Consider the following 5972-nt stretch of genomic DNA (forward strand, 5'->3'; position numbering starts at 1 on the left):
GACGACGCTCGCCACTTGGTCGCTTGTCCTGCCCGCGCTCGGCATCGGGTTCGCGGTACAGAACCCCGAGACGCCCTACATCATCTTCCTGGTGCTCGCGCTGCTCTGCGGCTTCGGCGGCGGCAATTTCGCCTCCTCGATGGCCAATATCTCGTTCTTCTTCCCCAAGGCCGAGAAGGGCAATGCGCTCGCCCTCAACGCGGGCCTCGGCAATCTCGGCGTCAGCGTGATGCAGTTCCTGGTGCCCATCGTCATCACCATGGGCGTCTTCGGCGCGCTGGGCGGGCAGCCGCAGGAGATGAGCGACGGCGGCCGGCTCTGGATGCAGAACGCGGGCTTCATCTGGGTGCCGTTCATCATCGCCTCGACCGTCGCCGCCTGGGTGGGCATGAACGACATCGCCTCGGCCAGGGCCTCCTTCGCCGACCAGGCGATCATCTTCACCCGCAAGCACAATTGGCTGATGTGCATCCTCTATACCGGGACCTTCGGCAGCTTCATCGGCTATTCCGCGGGCTTCCCGCTGCTGACCAAGCTCCAGTTCCCGGAGGTCAACGCGCTGCAGTTCGTGTTCCTCGGGCCGCTGGTCGGGGCGCTCAGCCGGGCGGGAACCGGCTGGGTCTCCGACAAATACGGGGGCGGGCGGGTCACCTTCTGGAGCTTCGTGGGGATGATCGCTGCGGTCTTCGGGGTGATCTTCTTCCTCGGCATCAAGGAGAGCCCGGGGGCGTTCTGGGGGTTCTTCGCCTGCTTCATGGCGCTGTTCCTGCTGACCGGGATCGGCAATGCCTCCACCTTCCAGATGATCCCGGTGATCATGGGGCGCGAGGTCCCGCGGCTGATGCCGGAGCTCAAGGGGAGCGCCCTGCAGCGGCAGACCGACCGGGAGAGCGCGGCGATCATCGCCTTCACCTCGGCGATCGCGGCCTATGGCGCCTTCTTCATCCCCAAGGCCTACGGCACCTCGATCTCGATGACCGGCGGGCCGGTGGCGGCGCTCTGGGGCTTTCTCGCCTTCTACGTCGCCTGCCTCGTGCTGACGTTCTTCTACTACACGCGGCCGGGCGGCCTTCTTCACGCAATCGAGCACGGTCGCGGCGGGCCCCGGCTCGCTCCGGCGCATTAGGGAGACAGCCATGAGCCATCTGCTCGACCGACTCAACTTCCTGCAGTCGCGCAGCCTCGGGACCTTCTCGAACGGCCACGGCGAGACCACCCGGGACAACCGGGAGTGGGAGGAGGTCTACCGGAACCGCTGGCGCCACGACAAGATCGTGCGCTCGACCCACGGGGTGAACTGCACCGGCTCCTGCTCGTGGAAGATCTACGTGAAATCCGGCATCGTCACCTGGGAGACCCAGCAGACCGATTATCCCCGCACCCGGCCCGACCTGCCGAACCACGAGCCGCGCGGCTGCTCGCGCGGGGCCTCCTACAGCTGGTATCTCTATTCGGCCAATCGCGTGAAGCATCCCCTGGTGCGGTCGCGGCTGCTGAAGACCTGGCGCAGGATGCGCGAATCCATGAGCCCGGTCGCGGCCTGGGCGGCGATCCAGGCCGATCCCGCCCTGCGCAACGACTATATCCAGGTGCGCGGGCACGGCGGCTTCGTGCGCGCCTCCTGGGACGAGGCGTCGGAGATCGTCGCGGCGGCCAATGCCTATACCACGAGGAAATACGGACCCGACCGGGTCTTCGGCTTCTCGCCGATCCCGGCGATGTCGATGATCTCCTATGCCGCCGGGGCGCGCTACCTGTCGCTGCTCGGGGGGACCTGCATGTCCTTCTACGACTGGTATTGCGACCTGCCGCCATCCTCGCCCCAGACCTGGGGCGAGCAGACCGACGTGCCGGAAAGCGCGGATTGGTACAACGCCGGCTTCCTGATCCTCTGGGGCTCGAACGTGCCGCAGACCCGCACGCCGGATGCGCATTTCTACACCGAGGCGCGCTACCGCGGCGCGAAGTCCTGCGTCGTCAGCCCCGATTATTCCGAGGCCTCCAAATTCTCCGACATCTGGCTCTCGCCGCGGGCGGGCACTGATTCGGCGCTGGCCATGGCCATGGGCCATGTCATCCTGCGCGAGTTCCACCTCGACCGGCAGGCGGCGTATTTCGAGGATTACGCCCGGCGCTACACCGACATGCCCATGCTGGTGCGGCTCGACGAGAAGGAAGGGCGCTTCGTGCCGGGCCGGATGCTGCGCGCCGCGGACTTCGCCGACGGGCTGGGCCAGACGAACAACCCGGAGTGGAAGACCCTGGCCTGGGACGAGACCACGGGCGACATCGTCGTTCCGAACGGCTCGGTCGGCTTCCGCTGGGGCGAGGAGGGCCGCTGGAACCTCGAGGAGCAGGCGGGAGAGGCCGCGGTCAAGCTGCGGCTGACCCAGATCCTCGAGGAGCACCGCGACGACGTGGTGGGGGTGGACTTCCCCTATTTCGGCGGTGCGGCGCACGAGCCCTTCGTGAAATCCGGGCACCCGGAGGTGCTGACCCGCAACGTGCCGGTGCGGCGCGTCGAGACCGCCGACGGCGAGATCCTGGTGGCGACGGTCTTCGACCTGCTCTGCGCCAATTACGGGGAGGACCGGGGGCTGGGCGGCGACTGGGTGACCAGCGACTATGCCGCGGACGTGCCCTATACCCCGGCCTGGGCGGAGAAGATCACCGGCGTGAAGGCCAATGCCATCGTCACCGTGGCCCGCGAATTCGCGCTCAACGCGGAGAAGACCCGCGGCAAGTCCATGGTCATCCTCGGCGCCGGTATCAACCACTGGTTCCACATGGACATGACCTATCGCGGCATCATCAACATGCTGGTGATGTGCGGCTGCGTCGGCCAGTCCGGCGGCGGCTGGAGCCATTACGTCGGCCAGGAGAAGCTGCGCCCGCAGACCGGCTGGACGGCGCTCGCCTTCGCGCTCGACTGGAACCGCCCGCCCCGCCACATGAACTCGACCTCGGCCTGGTATGCGCATACCGACCAGTGGCGCTACGAGACGGTCAGTCCGAAGGAGATCCTGAGCCCGACCGCGCCCGAGGGCAATTGGGACGGCAGCCTGATCGACTTCAACATCCGTGCCGAGCGCATGGGCTGGCTGCCCTCGGCGCCGCAGCTGAAGACCAACCCGCTCGACCTGGGCCGCGCCGCCGAGACGGCCGGCCAGGACGTCAGGGATTACGTGGCCGAGCGGCTAAAATCGGGCGAGCTCGAGATGTCCTGCGAGGATCCGGATGCACCGGAGAACTGGCCGCGCAATCTCTTCGTCTGGCGCTCGAACCTCATGGGGTCGAGCGGCAAGGGGCACGAATATTTCCTCAAGCATCTGGTCGGAACGCTGCACGGGGTGCTCGGCAAGGATCTCGGCAGCAGCGAGGGCAGCCTGCGGCCGCTGGAGGCGAAGTGGCACGACGAGGCGCCCGAGGGAAAGCTCGACCTCCTGGTGACGCTCGACTTCCGCATGTCGACCACGGCGGTCTATTCGGACATCGTGCTGCCGACGGCCTCCTGGTACGAGAAGGACGATCTCAATACCTCGGACATGCATCCCTTCATCCACCCGCTGCAGGCGGCGGTGGATCCGGCCTATGAATCGCGCTCGGACTGGGAGATCTTCAAGACCATCGCGCGCCAGTTCAGCCGGATCGCGCCCGAGGTTCTCGGTGTGGAGCGCGACGTCGTGGCGGTCCCGCTCCAGCACGACACGCCCGGCGAACTGGCGCAGGACCAGGTGCGCGACTGGAAGCGCGGCGAATGCGACCTGATCCCCGGCAGGACCGCCCCGAACTTCGTCGCCGTCGAGCGGGATTATCCCAATCTCTACAGGCGCTTCACCTCGCTCGGCCCGCTGATGGCGAAGATCGGCAACGGCGGCAAGGGCATCTCCTGGGATACCAAAACGGAAGTGCATCACCTGGTCGACCTGAACGAGCCCGTGCAGGAGGACGGCCCCACCAAGGGCCTTGCCCGGATCGAGACTGCGATCGACGCCGCGGAAGTGGTGCTGATGCTCGCGCCGGAGACCAACGGCGAGGTGGCGGTCAAGGCCTGGGGCGCGCTCGGCAGGATCACCGGCCGCGACCACACCCATCTCGCCGAGGTCAAGGAAGACGAGAAGATCCGCTTCCGCGACATCGCCGCCCAGCCGCGCAAGATCATCTCCTCGCCGACCTGGTCGGGCATCGAGAGCGAGGAGGTCTGCTACAACGCCGGCTATACCAACGTCCACGAGCTGATCCCCTGGCGCACGCTCAGCGGCCGGCAGCAGCTCTATCAGGACCATCTCTGGATGCGGGCTTTCGGCGAGGCGCTGGCGGTCTACCGCCCGCCGGTGGATCTGAAGACCGTCACCAGCGCGATCAACATGGATGCCCGCGAGGGCAGGCCCCATGTGGTGCTGAACTTCATCACGCCCCATCAGAAATGGGGCATCCATTCGACCTATACCGACAACCTCCTGATGCTGACCATGAGCCGCGGCGGCCCCATCGTCTGGATCTCGGAGGTCGACGCCAGGACCGCCGGGGTGGTCGATAACGACTGGATCGAGCTCTACAACGCCAATGGCGCGCTCTGCGCCAGGGCGGTGGTGTCCCAGCGGATCAAGCCGGGCACCACGCTCATGTACCACGCGCAGGAGAAGATCGTGAACGTGCCCGGCTCGCAGATGACCGGCCGGCGCGGGGGCATCCACAATTCGGTGACGCGCACCGTCCTCAAGCCCACGCATATGATCGGCGGCTATGCGCAGCTGAGCTACGGCTTCAACTACTACGGCACCGTGGGCTCGAACCGCGACGAGTTCGTGATCCTGCGCAAGATGACCAAGGTCGACTGGCTCGACCGGCCGGCGGCGACCCCGGCGGCCGCCGAAGGCTCGGTCGCGAAGATGGAGGTCTGACATGAAGATCCGCGCGCAGATCGGCAAGGTCCTGAACCTCGACAAATGCATCGGCTGCCATACCTGCTCGATCACCTGCAAGCAGGTCTGGACCAGCCGCGACGGCGTCGAATACGCCTGGTTCAACAATGTCGAGACCAAGCCCGGCATCGGCTATCCCAAGGACTGGGAGAACCAGAAGCGCTGGCGCGGCGGCTGGGAGCGCAATTCGCGCGGGCATCTGCAGCCGCGGCAGGGCGCGAAATGGCGCATCCTCGCCAATATCTTCGCCAACCCCGACCTGCCGGAGATCGACGACTATTACGAGCCCTTCGACTTCGACTACGGGCATCTGCAATCCGCGCCGGAGATGGAGCATTTCCCGACGGCCCGGCCGCGCTCGAAGATCACCGGCGAGCGGATCGAGAAGATCGAATGGGGTCCGAACTGGGAAGAGATCCTCGGGGGCGAGTTCGAGAAGCGGTCGAAGGACTACAATTTCGAGGGCATCCAGAAGGAGATCTACGGCCAGTTCGAGAACACCTTCATGATGTATCTGCCGCGACTCTGCGAGCATTGCCTCAACCCGAGCTGCGCCGCCTCCTGTCCCTCCGGCGCCATCTACAAGCGGGAGGAGGACGGGATCGTCCTGATCGACCAGGAGAAGTGCCGCGGCTGGCGGATGTGCGTCTCCGGCTGCCCCTACAAGAAGATCTACTACAACTGGGACACCGGCAAATCCGAGAAATGCACCTTCTGCTATCCGCGCATCGAGAGCGGCCAGCCGACGGTCTGCTCGGAGACCTGCGTCGGCCGCATCCGCTATCTCGGCGTCATGCTCTACGACGCGGACGCCATCGAGAAGGCGGCCAATGCCGAGAACGAGACCGATCTCTACCAGGCGCAGCTCGACATCTTCCTCGACCCCAACGACCCGGTGGTCCAGGAGATGGCGCTGGCCGACGGGGTGCCGCAGGACTGGATCGAGGCCGCGAAGCACTCGCCGGTCTGGAAGATGGCGATGGAATGGAAGGTCGCCTTCCCGCTGCATCCCGAATACCGCACCCTGCCGATGGTCTGGTACGTGCC

Annotated in this window: 3 protein-coding genes; all 3 read left to right on the top strand. The window is 66.1% G+C overall.

Annotated elements, in window-relative coordinates:
* Positions 1-1126 (top strand): MFS transporter (locus tag V7050_RS17320; protein ID WP_324410911.1); only part of this gene is annotated, 1126 nt, incomplete at its 5' end.
* Between the two features lie 10 nt (positions 1127-1136).
* A complete protein-coding gene (locus tag V7050_RS17325; RefSeq protein WP_324366603.1) occupies positions 1137-4904 on the top strand; it encodes a nitrate reductase subunit alpha in 3768 nt (1255 codons plus the stop codon).
* A 1-nt stretch (position 4905) separates the two neighbouring features.
* On the top strand, positions 4906-5972 hold a 1067-nt coding region (gene narH / locus V7050_RS17330; RefSeq protein WP_324366602.1), incomplete at its 3' end, for a nitrate reductase subunit beta.

It is taken from the genome of Amaricoccus sp. (genome assembly GCF_036846665.1).
GTDB lineage: Bacteria > Pseudomonadota > Alphaproteobacteria > Rhodobacterales > Rhodobacteraceae > Amaricoccus.

Coding starts and splice junctions, on each gene's coding strand:
- V7050_RS17325 (WP_324366603.1), top strand. CDS start 1,137: ATGAGCCATCTGCTCGACCGACTCAACTTCCTGCAGTCGCGCAGCCTC.